15 protein-coding genes and 1 tRNA gene are annotated in these 14,102 nt (G+C 66.6%); 9 read left to right on the forward strand and 7 right to left on the reverse strand.

Annotation, left to right across the window (positions count from 1 at the left end):
- The first annotated feature begins 29 nt into the window (after positions 1-29).
- From glmM to thiD, 3 genes are read left to right on the forward strand one after another with little or no spacing between them, the layout of a single operon-like run.
- The gene (glmM, locus tag ACFO0A_RS04055) at positions 30-1,370 is read left to right on the forward strand and encodes a phosphoglucosamine mutase (RefSeq protein WP_379537687.1); all 1,341 of its coding nucleotides are present in this window, start codon (positions 30-32) and stop codon (positions 1,368-1,370) included.
- Positions 1,370-1,597 (forward strand): DUF1272 domain-containing protein, encoded by a 228-nt coding sequence (locus ACFO0A_RS04060; RefSeq protein WP_379537688.1) that lies wholly within the window; start codon positions 1,370-1,372, stop codon positions 1,595-1,597. The genes glmM and ACFO0A_RS04060 overlap by 1 nt, the downstream gene beginning before the upstream one ends.
- On the forward strand, positions 1,594-2,343 hold the full coding sequence (gene thiD, locus ACFO0A_RS04065) for a bifunctional hydroxymethylpyrimidine kinase/phosphomethylpyrimidine kinase (protein ID WP_379537689.1): 750 nt from the start codon (positions 1,594-1,596) through the stop codon (positions 2,341-2,343). The genes ACFO0A_RS04060 and thiD overlap by 4 nt, the downstream gene beginning before the upstream one ends.
- Before the next feature lie 12 nt (positions 2,344-2,355).
- Here thiD and ACFO0A_RS04070 read toward each other — a convergent pair whose 3' ends face one another.
- The 3 genes from ACFO0A_RS04070 to ACFO0A_RS04080 form a co-directional block, all read right to left on the reverse strand.
- The gene (locus ACFO0A_RS04070) at positions 2,356-3,234 is read right to left on the reverse strand and encodes an LOG family protein (protein ID WP_379537690.1); all 879 of its coding nucleotides are present in this window, start codon (positions 3,232-3,234) and stop codon (positions 2,356-2,358) included.
- A gap of 317 nt (positions 3,235-3,551) precedes the next feature.
- Entirely contained in the window at positions 3,552-5,228 is a 1,677-nt protein-coding gene (locus ACFO0A_RS04075; RefSeq protein WP_379537691.1) for a M10 family metallopeptidase, read from the reverse strand.
- A 184-nt stretch (positions 5,229-5,412) separates the two neighbouring features.
- Positions 5,413-5,486: transfer RNA gene (locus tag ACFO0A_RS04080), tRNA-Gln, on the reverse strand.
- A gap of 161 nt (positions 5,487-5,647) precedes the next feature.
- On the opposite strand from ACFO0A_RS04080, the gene ACFO0A_RS04085 reads away from it, so the two are divergent.
- The 3 genes from ACFO0A_RS04085 to ACFO0A_RS04095 are packed head-to-tail and all read left to right on the forward strand — an operon-like array spanning position 5,648 to position 8,933.
- Positions 5,648-6,841 carry a Ppx/GppA phosphatase family protein gene (locus tag ACFO0A_RS04085; protein WP_379537692.1) on the forward strand — a complete coding sequence of 398 codons (1,194 nt, stop codon included), beginning with the start codon at positions 5,648-5,650 and terminating at the stop codon, positions 6,839-6,841.
- Positions 6,838-7,518, forward strand: a complete 681-nt coding sequence (locus ACFO0A_RS04090) for an RlmE family RNA methyltransferase (protein ID WP_379537693.1) — start codon at positions 6,838-6,840, stop codon at positions 7,516-7,518. The genes ACFO0A_RS04085 and ACFO0A_RS04090 overlap by 4 nt, the downstream gene beginning before the upstream one ends.
- Positions 7,519-7,535: 17 nt before the next feature.
- Positions 7,536-8,933, forward strand: a complete 1,398-nt coding sequence (locus ACFO0A_RS04095; RefSeq protein WP_379537694.1) for a peptide MFS transporter — start codon at positions 7,536-7,538, stop codon at positions 8,931-8,933.
- Positions 8,934-8,937: 4 nt separating this feature from the next.
- Here the strand turns inward: ACFO0A_RS04095 and ACFO0A_RS04100 are convergent, their stop codons facing one another.
- Positions 8,938-9,639 carry a c-type cytochrome gene (locus ACFO0A_RS04100; RefSeq protein ID WP_379537695.1) on the reverse strand — a complete coding sequence of 234 codons (702 nt, stop codon included), beginning with the start codon at positions 9,637-9,639 and terminating at the stop codon, positions 8,938-8,940.
- 144 nt (positions 9,640-9,783) lie between these two features.
- Here ACFO0A_RS04100 and ACFO0A_RS04105 point away from each other — a divergent pair, with 144 nt between their 5' ends.
- Positions 9,784-10,689 (forward strand): prephenate dehydratase, encoded by a 906-nt coding sequence (locus tag ACFO0A_RS04105; protein WP_379537696.1) that lies wholly within the window; start codon positions 9,784-9,786, stop codon positions 10,687-10,689.
- A gap of 113 nt (positions 10,690-10,802) precedes the next feature.
- Here the strand turns inward: ACFO0A_RS04105 and ACFO0A_RS04110 are convergent, their stop codons facing one another.
- The 3 genes from ACFO0A_RS04110 to ACFO0A_RS04120 all read right to left on the reverse strand — a co-directional run bounded on the left by ACFO0A_RS04110 (position 10,803) and on the right by ACFO0A_RS04120 (position 12,838).
- A complete protein-coding gene (locus tag ACFO0A_RS04110; protein WP_379537697.1) occupies positions 10,803-11,249 on the reverse strand; it encodes a hypothetical protein in 447 nt (148 codons plus the stop codon).
- 132 nt (positions 11,250-11,381) lie between these two features.
- The gene (locus ACFO0A_RS04115; RefSeq protein ID WP_379537698.1) at positions 11,382-12,326 is read right to left on the reverse strand and encodes an isoaspartyl peptidase/L-asparaginase family protein; all 945 of its coding nucleotides are present in this window, start codon (positions 12,324-12,326) and stop codon (positions 11,382-11,384) included.
- A 2-nt stretch (positions 12,327-12,328) separates the two neighbouring features.
- Entirely contained in the window at positions 12,329-12,838 is a 510-nt protein-coding gene (locus ACFO0A_RS04120) for a phosphatase PAP2 family protein (protein WP_379537699.1), read from the reverse strand.
- A gap of 98 nt (positions 12,839-12,936) precedes the next feature.
- Here ACFO0A_RS04120 and ACFO0A_RS04125 point away from each other — a divergent pair, with 98 nt between their 5' ends.
- Together ACFO0A_RS04125 and ACFO0A_RS04130 are read left to right on the forward strand one after the other, a co-directional pair.
- Positions 12,937-13,455, forward strand: coding sequence for a GNAT family N-acetyltransferase (locus tag ACFO0A_RS04125; protein WP_379537700.1), 519 nt, complete (start codon positions 12,937-12,939; stop codon positions 13,453-13,455).
- Positions 13,452-14,009 carry a GNAT family N-acetyltransferase gene (locus tag ACFO0A_RS04130; protein WP_379537701.1) on the forward strand — a complete coding sequence of 186 codons (558 nt, stop codon included), beginning with the start codon at positions 13,452-13,454 and terminating at the stop codon, positions 14,007-14,009. The genes ACFO0A_RS04125 and ACFO0A_RS04130 overlap by 4 nt, the downstream gene beginning before the upstream one ends.
- Positions 14,010-14,102: the final 93 nt, after the last annotated feature.

Genomic DNA, 14,102 nt, shown 5'->3' on the forward strand with positions numbered 1-14,102 from the left:
AATGACACTGCAGAGGATGGCGTCGGCAAATGGCACGCAAGTATTTCGGAACCGACGGAATTCGAGGGCGCACCAATGCCGGCGTGATGACTGCCGCGACCGCGATGACGGTCGGCCAGGCGGCGGGCACGTATTTCCTGCGCGGCGATCACAAGCACCGCGTCGTCGTAGGCAAGGACACGCGCCTTTCGGGCTATATGATGGAAAGTGCGCTGGTCGCCGGATTTACCAGCGTGGGCATGGACGTCGTGATGCTTGGGCCTCTGCCGACCCCGGCCGTCGCGATGCTCACCCGGTCGATGCGTGCTGACCTGGGGGTGATGATCTCTGCCAGCCATAACCCGTTCGAGGACAACGGCATCAAGCTGTTCGGTCCGGATGGCTACAAGCTTTCCGACGCGGACGAACTGGCTATCGAGCGCCTGATGGGCGAGGAACTGGCGCTGGCGCCGGCACCCGATATTGGCCGCGCCCGGCGGATCGAGGATGCCAAGGGCCGCTACATCCACGCGGTAAAGGCCTCCCTGCCCGACGACGTCCGGTTGGACGGGCTCAAGATCGTGGTCGATTGCGCCAATGGCGCGGCCTACCAGGTAACGCCCTCCGCCTTGTGGGAACTCGGCGCCGAAGTGATCACGATCGGGGTCGAGCCGAACGGCCTCAACATCAACGACAAGGTGGGCTCGACCCATCCTGCCGCGCTCGCAGCCAAGGTCGTCGAAACGGGCGCCGACATCGGCATCGCGCTGGATGGGGATGCGGACCGCCTGATCGTGGTCGACGAACGCGGCCGTACGGTCGACGGAGACCAGATCATGGCGCTTATCGGCAGCCAGCTCGCCGCGCGCGGGGCTCTACGGGGAGGGGGCGTGGTCGCCACGGTGATGAGCAACCTTGGGCTGGAACGGTACCTTGGTGGCAAGGGAATATCGCTCGTTCGCACCGGCGTGGGGGATCGCTACGTGCTCGAGGAGATGCGGCGCGGCGGCTACAACGTGGGCGGCGAGCAGTCGGGACACATGATCCTGGCGGACCATGCGACGACCGGGGATGGCACGATCGCGGCGCTGCAGGTGTTGGCCGCCCTCGTCACTGCGCAGAAACCCGCGAGCGAGCTGCTCCACCATTTCGATCCAGTGCCGCAGCTTCTGCGCAATGTGCGCTTCGCCGGGGGGAAGCCGCTCGACAGTGCGGGTGTGAAGAGCGCCATTGCCGATGCCGAAGCCGCGCTCGCCGGGCGTGGCCGGCTGGTGATCCGTCCTTCGGGCACCGAGCCGGTGATCCGCGTCATGGCGGAGGGCGACGACAGCGGGGAAGTAGAAGCCGTAGTCGCCGCGATCTGCGCGGCGGTCGAGCGGGCGGCCGCCTGATGCTGGCGATGCGGCCCGATTGCGAGCGCTGCGGCACGGACCTGCCAGCCAACGTCGCCGGCGCGTTCATCTGCTCGTTCGAGTGCACGTTCTGCGCCGAGTGCGCCGAGGCTCTGGACGATCGTTGCCCCAACTGCGGGGGCGAGCTCCTCGACCGGCCGACCCGCACGGGCGATAACCTAGCGCGTCATCCGGCCACTACCGAGCGCAAGTTCAGGCAGGGATGACGGCGGTCCGCGTCCTTGCGATCGCCGGCTCGGATTCTTCGGGCGGGGCGGGGATCCAGGCCGATATCAAGACGATCACGATGCTCGGCGGCTATGCGATGACCGCAATAACCGCCCTTACAGCGCAGAATACCAAGGCGGTCCACGGCGTCGAGCCGGTCGGCCCCGAAATGGTGGCCGCGCAGATCGATGCCTGTCTGGATGACATCGGGGTCGATGCGGTGAAGATCGGGATGCTCGGTTCGCCGGACATCGCGGGCATCGTCGCCGCGCGTCTGGCAAGGCTGGACGTACCGGTCGTATTCGACCCCGTCATGGTCGCAAGCAGCGGCGGGACCCTCGCCGATCCCGCAACGATCGCCGCATTCGAGCCGCTGATGCGGCTGGCCACCCTGACGACTCCCAACGTCGCCGAGCTCGAGGCGCTGGGCGGGCACGCCGGGATGGCGGCCCGCGGCGTGGCCTATCTGGCCAAGGGCGGGGATGCAGCGGGGCAGATGATTGTCGACGAGCTTGTCTGTCCCGACGGCCGACGCCTGCCGTTCGAAGGATCGCGCATCGTCACAACCAGCACGCATGGCACCGGCTGCACCCTATCCAGCGCGATCGCGGTGGGCCTTGGCCGGGGGCTTCCATTGCCGGAGGCGATCGACCGGGCGCGGGCATTCGTGCGCTCGGCCCTGCGTGCCGCGCCGGGGTTCGGCAAAGGTGCCGGCCCCCTGGGACATGCCCAGGCCCGCACCTGACCGATCAGATGGTCACGCGTCGATTTCGTAGAAGTTGACGACCTTTTCCCACGCTTCGGCAGCGGTTTCGACCCAGCGGAACAGCTTCACGTCCTCGTGATTGATCACGCCCTCGTCGGCCATCGCACCGAAATCGATGATCTTGTCCCAGAACTCCTTGCCGAAGAGCAGGATCGGGATCGGCTTCATCTTGCCGGTCTGAATCAGGGTCAGCAGTTCCATGAATTCGTCGAGCGTCCCGAAGCCGCCCGGGAAGACCGCGACCGCGCGGGCGCGAAGCAGGAAATGCATCTTGCGCAGCGCGAAGTAGTGGAACTGGAAGGAAAGATGAGGAGTGACGAAGGCGTTGGGTGCCTGTTCGTGGGGGAGAACGATGTTGAGGCCGATCGATTCCGCATCGGCATCGTGGGCGCCGCGATTGACCGCTTCCATGATCGAGGGGCCGCCGCCCGAGCAGATCACGAACTGGCGCTTGCCTTCCTCGACAACCGCGCATTCGCTGGCAAGCCGGCCAAGCTCGCGCGCCTCGTTGTAGTACTTGGACTTGGCCACCAGACGCTCGACCACGGCCTTGCGCTCAGGCGTCGTGGCTGTGCGCATCGCTTCCTCGGCCTTTTCAGGCGAAGGAATCCGCGCCGAGCCATAGACGACGAGCGTCGAGCCGATCCCCGCTTCGTCGAGCAGCATGTCGGTCTTGAGCAATTCGAGCTGGAAGCGGACCGGGCGCAGCTCCTCGCGCAGGAGGAAGTCGGTGTCGCGGAAGGCGAGGCGGTAGGACGGGTCCTGCGTTTGCGGAGTGGTGTGCGGCTGGGCCTCGGCGAACCCGGCTTCCTGTTCCGCCTTGTAGAATTTGCGGCGAACGAGGTCCTTGTCCTTGCGCGGCTCGGTCATGCGATATGGTCTTTCGTTGTTGGCGGCGACCCGATTGGGCCGGACGCCACCCGCTCCGCTCGCTTGAGTGCCCGCAAAGGGCACGGGCGCATGCGGCAGCTGGAAGGTAGCGGGATGCCCCGCGCCGGGCGACTGAGCGGTGTATCCGGCGCATCGCGCGGTTCCGGCCAGTCCACTCCCACGAGGCGGTGGAAATCGAGGCCGGGCAATAGCGCGGTCTGATCGGCTTGGCCAGTCCGTGCGCGTCTTCATCGCCTGGCCGCACGCAGCGAAGGCGCCCCGGTTATCCGAAGCGCCTTCCTTCACTGCGTCCTCGCTCAGCCGAACAGGATGTCGCTCACCAGCACAGCGTCGCCATGAACGTTGATCGTCGTCTCGAAGGATCCGTTGAGATCGGTATCGACGGTGATCTGGTGATTGACGTTGTCGATGTGCACCCGCGAGGCATCGACGCCCTCGAACGCCGAGAAATCGAACTTGTCCTCGCCGGAATGGAAATCCATCACAGTGTCGATCGAGATGTCGTTCGGTCCGTACTTGGCGAAGACGAACGTGTCGGCGCCATCGTTGCCGGTGAACTCGTTGTCTGCCTGGTTGCCGTTGATCCGGTCGTCACCATGGCCACCGATCGCGTTTTCGATGATCGCGCCATAGGCGATGCCGATGTTGTTCTCCATCAGGGTATCGTGCCCCATGATCTCGAACCACGGCACGCCTTCGTTCGCCCCTTCGCGGCCGCCGAAATAGAGATCGTAGGCCGCGGTTCGCGCGGCAAGACCGAGGGCTGCGTTGGCGGCATTGACGATATCGAGATAGTCCGTCTTCGAAAGCGCCGAGGGATCAGTATCCGCGAGCGCGGCATTGTAGGCGCCGAACCCGCCGGCGCTGCTGTAGGCGCCTTCGCGCAAGTCGATGATCGACTTGGTGTAGAACCCGGACAGATCCAGCGTGTCCTTGCCCCCGGCATCCCAGATCGTGAAGATCGTCGACATTTCGCCGGGGACGAACTTCATGGCGGGGTTGGCGACGTCGGCGGTCGAATGGAAGCCATACGTCGTGTCGCCGGTGCGTGTGGTCATGTCCGCGCCGTACTTCGCCTGAATGACCCGCACGTCGTCGACCATCGGGGTCGACGGATAGACGAACCGCATCAGGTTCCAGTCGATCTGGTTGTTGCCGGCTTCGAACGAGTCGAAGTACGACATGATCGTGTACTGGTTGTTGTCCTGGAAATAGAACGCATCGCCTTCGTAGGTGATGGGGTCGGGCACGCCGTCGCCGTCGTTGTCGTCGCCGAAGTTGTAGTCGCCGGGATGGCTCAGGCCGAGCGAGTGGCCCAGTTCGTGATTGAGCGTCTGCAGCCCGTAGAACCCGGGATCGAGCTGAAGGTTCGAAGTGTTGTAGCGTGGATCGGCGATCCACACATCGCCCGCCACCCGCTCAAGCGCCGTGCCGTATCCGGGGTAATAGGCATAGGCCTGCGCCGGACCGGTAAAGGTGTTGGCAAGCATGATGTCGACCGACTTCGATGCCCAGGTGCTGGCGCCGGGGCCATTGGGCACTTCGACGAACTTGGCCGCGATCAGGTCGTCCCAGTTTTGCACCGCGACCCGCGCGGCAGCCTTCTGCGCCTCGGTGAACGGGGTGTAGCCCTTGCCCTCGCCGAAAGACGGATTGTTGGTCAGGCCGGTCGCGTGCTTCTGGTCCAGAAAGCCGAAGGTAATGATCCCGTCGCTGGTGTCCTGCTTGGTCCCGCTGTCGAGCTGCGACATCACGTTGTTGTCGCCCGCCCGCGCCGGGTCCCAGTCGCCCGAGAAGCCATAAACGGTCTTGCCGCGGATGACTTCGCCCGGCATTGCAAGATCGGGCAGGCCGTCGCTGCTGCCGGGGTCGGGAAACGAGAACGAAAACTTGCTGGCATCGACAATGGGTCCGTCCAGCGGACCGTCCATTCGAAAGGTCAAACCCTGATCGGCAACTGCTTTCTTTTTCATGAGAGCATCCTCATTCTGGGGAAGTGCGATCCGCGATAGGATCGGCACAGGCAGACTCGCCTCGATGGCCGCAGACTAAGGGCAATCGATTCAAGGACAAGGACAAACGGAACACCGTTCCGGACAAGGCGGACGCGCCGCCGCGCCTGCGCGCGAACGCGGCGAACCGAGGTGTAAGGCAGGATGGATGCCCCGCGAGGATTCGAACCTCGATTGACGGAGTCAGAGTCCGTAGTCTTACCTTTAGACGACGGGGCAGGAAGCGGGAGCCTCTAGGCCGCGCCCTTGCAGGGGTCAAGAGCGGAGGTGTGCCGCCGTCAGGTGCGGGCCTTGCCGCGAGCGCGGGGGACCGCTAGGCTCGCCTCCAAGTACCCGGGGCGGCTTGTCGTTCGCGGGAAAACATAAGAGTTCTCGTGGCCATGGCGGACCATTCTCCGCCGGCGTCCGGCCCGGAACTGCAGCGTGGCGGACCCGCCGGCGGGGACGCCGCAACCGCAGCTCCTTCGCTCGGTGCGCCTGCATCCGATCCAGCCGACATGCGCGCGACAAATGGCGCGCCCCGCTTTCGCGGCGGCCAGCCGCGCGCGCCGTCACCCGTCCAGTTTCGCCAGGCCTATGCCGCGATCGACCTCGGCACCAACAACTGCCGCCTGCTCGTCGCGCGTCCCTCGGGCGAGAATTTCGTGGTGATCGACGCGTTCAGCCGGGTTGTCCGGTTGGGCGAGGGGCTGTCCCAAACCGGCCGCCTGTCCGACGCGGCGATGGACCGCGCGCTCGAGGCGCTGCGCATCTGCAGTGACAAGCTGCGCAAGCGCAACGTCCATCTCGCCCGCTCGGTTGCGACCGAGGCTTGCCGCCGGGCAAGCAACGGCCAGGAGTTCATTGATCGCGTCCGCGCCGAAACCGGGATCGCGCTGAACATCATCAGCGCGCAGGAGGAAGCCAGGCTGGCCGTGCTAGGCTGTCATATCCTGCTCGAACAGGGCGACGGGCCGGCCATGATCTTCGACATCGGCGGCGGTTCGACCGAACTGGTGCTGATCGAGACCGCCGGTCCCGTCCCGCGTATCCTCGACTGGCAGAGCGTGCCGTGGGGCGTTGTGTCGCTCACCGAAAGCTGCGGGCCGAGCGACGGTTCACCCGAACAGCTCGCCGCCGTCTACGCCGCGATGCGCGACTGCGTCAGCCAGAGCTTTGCCGACTTTGCCGACCGCATCGCCGATCTCCGCAACTCGGCCCCGCCCGAGACGCTGCGTCTGCTCGGCACCAGCGGAACGGTGACGACGCTGGCCAGCCTGCACCTCGAACTTCCGCAATACGACCGCCGCGCTGTCGATGGGCTGATCGTCCCGTCCGGCGCCATGCGCGCCGTAAGCTCCCGCCTCGCCGCACTTGACGCCGAAGGAAGGCGCCAGTTGCCCTGCATCGGGCGCGAACGCGCCGACCTGGTCGTCGCGGGCTGCGCAATTCTCGAAACGATCCTCGACCTGTGGCCGGCCGAAAAGCTCGGTGTGGCGGACCGGGGCATCCGCGAAGGCATCCTGCGCAGCCTGATGGCCGCGGGCGACGAAGGAGCGCGCACGCGTTCCGCGATACGCGGGCGCGTGCGATGAGCCGGTCGGGCAAGGATCCGGGCGAGCGCCTGAAAACCGCGAAGAAGCGCAGCGCCTCGTCCGCGCGCTGGCTGACCCGGCAAATCAACGATCCCTATGTGAAGCGCGCCGCCGCAGATGGTTATCGCAGCCGCGCGGCCTACAAGCTGGCCGAGCTGGACGAGCGGTTCGGGTTCCTCAAACACGCCAGGGCCGTCGTCGATCTCGGCATCGCGCCAGGCGGGTGGAGCCAGGTCGTCGCCCAGCAACGGCCGGGCGCAAGGATAGTTGGGATCGACCTCCTCCCCGTCGACCCGCTGCCGGGCGTCACGATCTTCGAGATGGACTTCATGGCCGACGAGGCGCCCGAGCGGCTCAGCGAGGCGCTGGGCGGTCCGCCCGATCTCGTCCTGTCGGACATGGCGGCCAATACCGTGGGCCACAAGCAGACCGATCACCTGCGCACGATGGGGCTGGTGGAGGCCGCGGCCGATTTCGCGGTTTCAACGCTGTCGCCGGGCGGAGCCTTCGTGGCGAAGGTTTTGGCCGGAGGGACTGACAAGGACCTGCTGGCGCTGCTGAAGCGGCATTTCGCCACGGTGAAGCACGCCAAGCCGCCAGCCAGCCGCAAGGGTTCGTCGGAGTGGTACGTTGTAGCGCAGGGGTTCAAGGGCAGGGCGGAGCCGGCCGACGAATAGATCCGGGGGGAAAGCGCATGAGGGCAAACGGCACACGGGACCTGTTCGGCCATCCACGCGGCCTGTGGGTCCTTGCCGGCACAGAGATGTGGGACCGCCTTTCGTTCCACGGGATGCAGGCGCTGCTGACGCTGTACCTCGTCGGGGCCCTGTTGCTGCCCGGTCACGTCGAGCACGTGATCGGATTTGCCGGATACCGCGCCGCGGTGGAAAGCGTGACGGGGCCGCTTTCGGTCCAGGCGCTCGCCGCGCAGACATTCGGCCTCTATGTCGGCCTTGTCAGCTTCACCCCGATTTTCGGCGGACTGATCGGGGACCGCCTGACCGGACGCCGCATCGCGATCACGCTCGGCGCCCTGCTGATGACCGCCGGCCACTTCGCCCTGGCGTTCGACGCTTCGTTCCTGATCGCCCTGCTGTTGCTGATCCTGGGAGCGGGGCTGGTGCGCGGCAACGTCTCCGCCCAGCTAAAGTCGCTTTACGCCGATGGCGACCGGCGCACCGGCGATGCCTTCCAGGTCTATTACCTGTCGGTGAATCTGGGCGCGTTCGTCGCGCCGCTGGCCACGGGCGCGCTTGCCCTATGGTACGGTTGGCATGTCGGGTTCGCCTTTGCCGGGTTCGGGATGCTCATCGGGCTGACCGTTTATCTTCTCGGCACGCGGCACTTGCCCCCAGAGCCGGTCAGGGTGCTGGCCACCGAACGGAGCCGCCTGACCCCCAACGAGCGAGCGCGGATTATCGGCCTCCTCGCCATCTGGCCGTTTTCCGTCTGCTTTTGGGTCGCGCAAAGCCAGGTGTGGAACGTCTACAACCTGTGGGTGCGCGATCACGTCGACCTGACGGTGGGTAGCTTCGTGGTGCCCGTGCCGTGGCTGTCTTCGCTCGACGGACTGGCCCCGGCGGCAATGACTCCGCTGGTGATCCTCTGGTGGCGGCGGCAAGCCGGTCGCGGACGCGAGCCTTCCATGCTCGTGAAACTAGCTATCGGCTGCCTCATCTTCGCCGCGGGAACGAGCTGGCTGGCACTTGCGACTACGGTGTTCGGCACCGCGCGCGCACCGCTCCTGTGGCCGGTCGGCTTTCATCTCATCTCCAACCTCGGCTGGATCTTCTTTGCGCCGATTGGCCTCGCGTTCTTCGCCGCTCAGGCGCCCAATGCGCTGCGCGGCACGATGATCGGGGTGAACACGCTCGCGGTTTTTGCGGCCAGTCTGATCAGCGGGCGGATCGGCGGATTTTACGAGGTGTGGAGCCCTGCGTCATTCTGGTGGGTCCACACCGCCATCGTCGGCTCAGCGGGCACGATCTTGCTGGCGGCCGCCGGGCCGCTTCACCGCTGGTTCGACCGTCATCAGGACGAGTGCGCGCCGGACCCGAGCCATATGCCCGGCCCGGCCGCCGTTCCCGCCTGACGTCTCAGTTCTGCTTGGTGTTGCCCACGGCCTTGTCGCCGCCGCCCTCGGCCGCGGGTGCGGGCTGGGCTACTGCGCCGGCTGCCGATGCATCGGTCTTGGCCGAAGCGCCGCCCGCCGGAGACTTCGCCACGTCGGCGCCGGAATCGGGAGCCGCCGCGGCCGGGGCCGCCTCGGCCTTGGGCAACGGCAGGTTGGAGCCCTGCGCGTTGAGATAAACGATGAGGTTGGCCCGATCCTCGGCGTTGCTGAGACCGGCGAACGTCATCTTGGTGCCGTTGGCGAACTTCTTCGGGCTGGTCAGCCACGCGTCGAGGTTCTCGAAAGTCCAGTTGCCGCCGTGCGACTTGAGCGCGTCGCTGAACGCAAAGCCGCCCTTGCCCTGGCCGATGCCCTCTCCGACGGTGCCGTAAAGATTGGGGCCGATGCCATTGGGACCGCCCTGAACGATCGTGTGGCAGGCGGTGCACTTATTAAAAACGGCCTGGCCCTTGGCCGGGTCGGCGGCGGCAAGAAGGGTGGGAAGCGGCACTGCCGCGGCCGCGGCGCCGCCTTCAGCCTCAACGCCCTCGATCTCATAGCCCATCTTTTCAGGGCGATGATTCTTGTTCGCTTCAAAATAGTGACCGCTGACGCTGGACAGCCCCAGCGCAACGATACCGCCGAACAGCGTCCATCCGGCAATGGTGTTGAACCTGTCGTCCATCCGTCGTTAGCCCCGTGGGAATGAGCGCCTTGCGCCCGTTTGCTGGCCTTGTTTCGCGGCTGCTCTAGTCAGCGCTCCCGCCCGACGCAAGTGCGATTGAGGCTTGCCGCGGGGGTGCCGGCCTGCCTAAGCGCGGACCGACCGATGACGACCTTTCCCGCCCCCGCGCTTGCGCTTGCCGAAGAAATGACCTGCGCCGCCGCGGCAGACCCGGCGCGCGCGATCGCGTTCCAGGGCGCACCCGGCGCCAATTCGCACAGGGCCGCGCTGGAATATGCGCCGGACGGCCTGCCGCTGCCCTGCTTCTCGTTCGAGGACGCGCTCGACGCGGTGAAGGACGGCCGCGCCGCCAGCGCGATAATCCCCATCGAGAACTCGCAGCACGGGCGCGTCGCCGACATTCACTTCCTGCTGCCGGAATCGGGCCTGTCGATCGTCGGCGAACACTTCCTGCGGATCACGCATTGCCTGATGGCGCTGCCCCGCGATGCCGACGGGGGCCCCCCGATCACCGCCGCCTACAGCCACCCCCAGGCGCTGGGCCAGTCGCGCCACTATCTCCGCTCGCGCGGGATCGTGCCGATGAGCCACGCAGATACCGCCGGTGCGGCGGCTTTCGTTGCGGAAAGCGGCGATCCGACACTGGCCGCGATTTCGCCGCGCATCGCGGCCGACTTCTATGGCCTCGCGATCATCGACGAGGCGGTCGAGGATGCGCCCGACAACACCACGCGCTTCGTCGTCCTTGCGCGCGAGCCCCTGGCCTCCGGGACAATCGCCGGTCCTGCAATGACGACGTTCGTGTTCGAGGTGAAGAACATCCCCGCGGCGCTCTACAAGGCGCTGGGCGGCTTCGCGACGAACGGGGTCAACATGACCAAGCTTGAAAGCTACCAGCGCGGAGCGAGCTTCTCAGCAACCGAATTCTATGCCGACATCGTGGGCATTCCCGGCGATCCTGCGGTCGACCGCGCGCTCGAGGAGCTGGCCTTCCACTGCAAGCGGCTGCGGATGTTGGGGACGTATCCGATGGCCCGGCCGCGGGGCTAAGCCCGTAGGGGCGCGCCGAGACGTCTGTCGAGGCTGCTTGGCCGGCCAAGCCCGAAAAGCCTGTAGGCGCGGAGCAGGACCTAGCCTGACCCCGCGCCCACGAGCCTGGTTGCCTACTTGCGGGGTACGAGCACCTGCAGCAACTGCGAGCCCTCGATATGGCGGAACTTGGCGCGATCGCCCGAAGCCGCCTCCATCTGTGCGTCGGTCATCTTCACGTGATCGCGGATCATCTGGCCGCGCTTGTCGCTCTCGGCTGCCGAAGGAATGCTCTTGTAGCGACGGATGAGATAGAGATCGGGTTCGCCCTTGCGCTTGTAGACGTTGGCGAGGATTTCCCAGTTTGTCTGCCAGCCTTGGCTTATCGCGTATTCCTCCTGCGCCTTGTAGTAGCCGGACAGGAAGGTCGCGTAGTCGAGGTAGTGGCCGTCATCGAGAGTCACGCCGGTCACGTCGACGAACTCGCCGCCCATGAATGGATCGTTCTGCGCGGCTGCGGGGACGGCGGATGCAAACAGCATGGAGATGGCGCCAAGCGCCACGAGACGAACGTGCTTCATTTAGTCTTCCTCCTGTGCACCGGACGCGAGCGCGCCGGCTTCGTTGCTCGGAGGCGGGCGACCCAGACCCCTGTTTTACGTGGCCGTCCCTAAGCAGCGCGGACGCTATGCCTGCGTCAGGGTCGAGTCAAATTAACCTTGTTCGGGCCGCTGGGGGCCGTGGATCGCAACTTCGCGAAGCCCCCGCGACGAAGCGCGGGCACGGTACATCCCCGGCGTATTGAAGCTCCACGCAAGCGTCCCGTCCGGCGCGGCGACGATGACGCCGCCCGTCCCGCCCATCGTGCCGATCTCTGCGATCACCGCGTCGGCGGCGGTCTGCGCATCCTCGCCCGCCAAGCGCATCCGCGCCGCGATCTCGTGCCCCGCGCCGACCCGCAGGAAGAACTCGCCCGCGCCGGTGCAGCTTACCGCGCAGGCCCGGTCGTCGGCGAAGTTGCCGGCGCCGATCACCGGGGAATCGCCGATCCGGCCCCAGCGCTTGCCGGTCAGGCCCCCGGTCGAAGTGGCGGCGGCCACGTGGCCCTCGCAATCGACCGCGACCGCGCCGACGGTGCCGTACTTGAGATCAACGTCGTACCAGCCCAGCTTCCTGGACTTCAGTTCCTCGAGCTGACGCCAGCGTTCGGCAGTGGCGAACCAGTCGGGATCGACCTGTTCGAGCCCCTGCTCACGGGCGAATTCGTCAGCACCTTCGCGGCTGAGGAACACATGGGGGCTGTGCTCCATCACCGCACGGGCGAGCCGCACCGGGTTCCGGGTGTGCGTCGCTCCGGCGACGGCGCCCGCCGAACGGTCGCGCCCGTCCATGATTGCCGCGTCGAGCTCGTTCGTGCCGTGATAGGTGAAAACCGCGCCGCGCCCGGCGTTGAAGTGGGGATCGTCCTCGAGCACCATGACCGCGGCTTCGACCCCGTCGAGCGACCCGCCGCCCGCGGCCAGGACCGCCTCTCCGGCAGCGAGCGCGACGTCCAGCGCGGCAAGGAAGCCCGCCTCGGCCTCCTCGCTCATCGCTCCGGGCGCCATCGAGCCGGCGCCGCCGTGGATCACGATGCCCCAGTTGCCGCTTGCCGCCATCCTCAGAATGCCATCGCCATGCTTACTCCGCCGCCGTGGGGGTCGCCCCATGGCACCCACGCGGCCTCCATGACATGGGGCTTGCGGGTTATCAGAAGCCCCGAGGCGGTGCCGATCGCCGCACCGGCCAGCGAGTCGTACCAGTGATGCTTGTCGGCCTCGACCCGCGCTACTCCCACGAAACCGGCAACGGCAAATGCCGGAATGCCGACACGTGGTCCTTCACGCTCATAAAGGGTCGCCGCGGCGGCAAAGCTCACCGCCGTATGACCAGAAGGGAAGCTGCGGCGGTCGCTGCCGTCGGGACGCAGTTCGGGGAACGCTTCCTTCAGGCCGGTGGCGACCAACCCTGCCGCGCCGATCGAGGCGCCGGCCTGCAGCGCGCCGGATCCGTCGCCCCTTACCGCGGGAAGGCCGACTGCTACGGCAGACAAGCCGATCGCCGCGACGTCGCTCGCCGTGGCCCAATCGCCGTTGGACGCGAGCGCAGGGGCGGGGACGAGAACCAGCATCGTGGCAGCCAGCCTGACGGCGGCGAAGGCGTGAGGACGGCGTATGGGAAGGGTTCCTTCTTGCCGGAAGCGCGATGCATCGTGCATTGGCGCGTGAGATGGCGAAGGACAAGCCCGCAAGGAGCCAAGGCGTGGTCGGCAGCAGGCAAAAAGCACCGGCACCGGTAGTCGCACGGGACGATCCCGCGCGCGCCGACGTGGCCGCGCTGCTCGCCTTTCATCATGCCCAGATGCTGCGCTGGTCGCCCCCTGACAAGGTCCACGTGCTGCCCGCAAGCTGTCTTTCCGCCGACGATGTCTCGTTCTTTTCGGCTAGGGTCGGCGGCACCCTGGCGGGGTTTGGCGCGCTGCGCGAGATCGAGGCGGGACATGGCGAGATAAAGTCGATGCGAGTCGACCCGGCATTCCTCGGCACCGGGGTCGGCGAGGCCATCCTGCTTCATATCCTCGAAGCGGCGCGGGCGGCGGGGCTCGCGCGGCTCAGCCTCGAAACAGGCAGGCCCGAGCCGTTCCTGCCGGCGCAGCGGCTTTACGAAAAGCATGGCTTTGCCCCATGCCGACCGTTCGGCGACTACGTCGACGATGGGTTCTCCATGTGCATGACGAGGGCGCTATGAGCGGAACGAAAACGGTGAACGGCAAGGTCACCCTGCGCGCGCCGGGGCCCGCCGACGTTCCCGCGCTCGCCAGGCTCGGCCGAGAGAGCTTCTCGGCATCCTTCGCGCACCTCTACTCGCCGGCCAATCTCGCCGGGTTCCTGGACGAGGTGCACGACGAGGCCGCGGTCGCGCGGCGGATCGCTGATCCCGAGAGGGTCTATGCTCTTGCCGAGATCGACGGACAGCTTGCCGGGTATTGCCAGGTCGTGCTGCGCGATTCGTTCGACCATGCTGGCACCGCGCGCCGCCCGGTTACGCTGAGCCAGCTCTATTGCGCGCCGGGCGCGACCGGCAACGGCGTCGGCGCGGTACTGATGGACTGGGCGATGGCCGAGGCGCGGGCGCATGGCGCGGACGAGATTCGCCTGTCCGTCTGGTCGGAAAACTTCGGGGCGCAGCGGTTTTACGCCCGTTACGGCTTCACCAAGGTCGCCGACATCGATTTCTGGGTGGGAGATCACCGCGACGACGAATTCCTGCTCGCCTGCCCGATTGGCGAGGCCTCCGCCTAGATCGCGCTTGTTCTGCGCGTTTTCCTACAGGCGGCGAACCTGCTAGGACAATCGCCAAGCGGCCCACTCGATGGTGCCTTGTTCCGAAAATAC

Origin of the sequence: Novosphingobium tardum, assembly GCF_042652045.1 — a bacterium.
Taxonomy (GTDB): Bacteria; Pseudomonadota; Alphaproteobacteria; order Sphingomonadales; family Sphingomonadaceae; genus Novosphingobium; species Novosphingobium tardum.

Bases quoted from the DNA above. Each gene is read 5' to 3' on its own strand.
- ACFO0A_RS04130 (WP_379537701.1), top strand. From the start codon at position 13,452: ATGAGCGGAACGAAAACGGTGAACGGCAAGGTCACCCTGCGCGCGCCG.
- ACFO0A_RS04120 (WP_379537699.1), bottom strand. From the start codon at position 12,838: ATGCTGGTTCTCGTCCCCGCCCCTGCGCTCGCGTCCAACGGCGATTGG.
- ACFO0A_RS04115 (WP_379537698.1), bottom strand. From the start codon at position 12,326: ATGGCGGCAAGCGGCAACTGGGGCATCGTGATCCACGGCGGCGCCGGC.
- ACFO0A_RS04105 (WP_379537696.1), top strand. From the start codon at position 9,784: ATGACGACCTTTCCCGCCCCCGCGCTTGCGCTTGCCGAAGAAATGACC.
- ACFO0A_RS04085 (WP_379537692.1), top strand. From the start codon at position 5,648: ATGGCGGACCATTCTCCGCCGGCGTCCGGCCCGGAACTGCAGCGTGGC.
- ACFO0A_RS04110 (WP_379537697.1), bottom strand. From the start codon at position 11,249: ATGAAGCACGTTCGTCTCGTGGCGCTTGGCGCCATCTCCATGCTGTTT.
- ACFO0A_RS04095 (WP_379537694.1), top strand. From the start codon at position 7,536: ATGAGGGCAAACGGCACACGGGACCTGTTCGGCCATCCACGCGGCCTG.
- ACFO0A_RS04090 (WP_379537693.1), top strand. From the start codon at position 6,838: ATGAGCCGGTCGGGCAAGGATCCGGGCGAGCGCCTGAAAACCGCGAAG.
- glmM (WP_379537687.1), top strand. From the start codon at position 30: ATGGCACGCAAGTATTTCGGAACCGACGGAATTCGAGGGCGCACCAAT.
- ACFO0A_RS04060 (WP_379537688.1), top strand. From the start codon at position 1,370: ATGCTGGCGATGCGGCCCGATTGCGAGCGCTGCGGCACGGACCTGCCA.
- ACFO0A_RS04075 (WP_379537691.1), bottom strand. From the start codon at position 5,228: ATGAAAAAGAAAGCAGTTGCCGATCAGGGTTTGACCTTTCGAATGGAC.
- ACFO0A_RS04125 (WP_379537700.1), top strand. From the start codon at position 12,937: ATGGCGAAGGACAAGCCCGCAAGGAGCCAAGGCGTGGTCGGCAGCAGG.
- ACFO0A_RS04100 (WP_379537695.1), bottom strand. From the start codon at position 9,639: ATGGACGACAGGTTCAACACCATTGCCGGATGGACGCTGTTCGGCGGT.
- ACFO0A_RS04070 (WP_379537690.1), bottom strand. From the start codon at position 3,234: ATGACCGAGCCGCGCAAGGACAAGGACCTCGTTCGCCGCAAATTCTAC.
- thiD (WP_379537689.1), top strand. From the start codon at position 1,594: ATGACGGCGGTCCGCGTCCTTGCGATCGCCGGCTCGGATTCTTCGGGC.